This window comes from Curtobacterium sp. MCBA15_013, from assembly GCF_001865095.1.
GTDB lineage: Bacteria > Actinomycetota > Actinomycetes > Actinomycetales > Microbacteriaceae > Curtobacterium.
In genome coordinates this window covers 1-957 of record NZ_MJGQ01000069.1, presented here as the reverse complement: position 1 = coordinate 957, position 957 = coordinate 1, and the positions used below count along the sequence as shown (strand labels likewise).

The following is a 957-nucleotide window of genomic DNA, read 5'->3' as shown; positions in this document are numbered from 1 at the left end:
CACCACCACCATCCCCGCGGTCCGTGCGCAGTACGCGCACCTCGAGACCGGCGAGGAGACCCAGGACGTCGTAGGGATCGCCGGCCGCATCGTGTTCTCGCGCAACACCGGCAAGCTCTGCTTCGCGTCCCTGCAGTCCGGCGACGGCTCCCGCATCCAGGCGATGGTGTCCCTCGCCGAGGTGGGCGAGGAGTCGCTCGCGCGCTGGAAGGAGTTCGTCGACCTCGGCGACCACGTGTTCGTGCACGGCCGGGTGATCTCCTCGCGGCGGGGCGAGCTGTCGATCATGGTCGACGACTGGCAGATCGCGGCCAAGGCGATCCTGCCGCTGCCGAACCTGCACAACGAACTCAACGAGGAGACGCGGGTCCGCCAGCGCTACCTCGACCTCATCGTGCGCGAGGAGGCCCGGGCCACCGTCCGCGCCCGTGCCGCCGTGATGTCGTCGCTCCGGCAGACCTTCGCTGGTCACGACTACCTCGAGGTCGAGACCCCGATGCTGCAGACCCAGCACGGCGGAGCCTCGGCGCGCCCCTTCGTCACGCACTCGAACGCGTTCGACACCGAGCTGTACCTCCGCATCGCGCCGGAGCTCTTCCTCAAGCGCGCCGTCGTCGGCGGCATCGACCGGGTGTTCGAGGTGAACCGGAACTTCCGCAACGAGGGCGCCGACTCGACGCACTCGCCCGAGTTCGCCATGCTCGAGGCCTACCAGGCGTACGGCGACTACGAGCAGATGGCCGACCTGACCCAGGAGCTCGTGCAGAACGCCGCGCGTGCCGTGACCGGCGGCTCGCTCGAGGTCACCTGGGCGGACGGCACGACGTACGACCTCGGCGGCGAGTGGCCGCGCATCGACATGTACGGGTCGCTGTCCGAGGCGGCCGGTCGCGAGATCACCCCGGAGACGCCGCTGTCCGAGCTGCGGGCACTCGCCGATGCCGAGGGCGTCGAGGT

General features: G+C 70.1%; 1 protein-coding gene. It reads left to right on the top strand.

The genetic code is table 11. From position 1 onward, the window contains the following. Positions 1-957, top strand: a 957-nt coding sequence (locus BIV01_RS17515; protein WP_254791880.1) for a lysine--tRNA ligase, incomplete at both ends; no start/stop codon positions are given.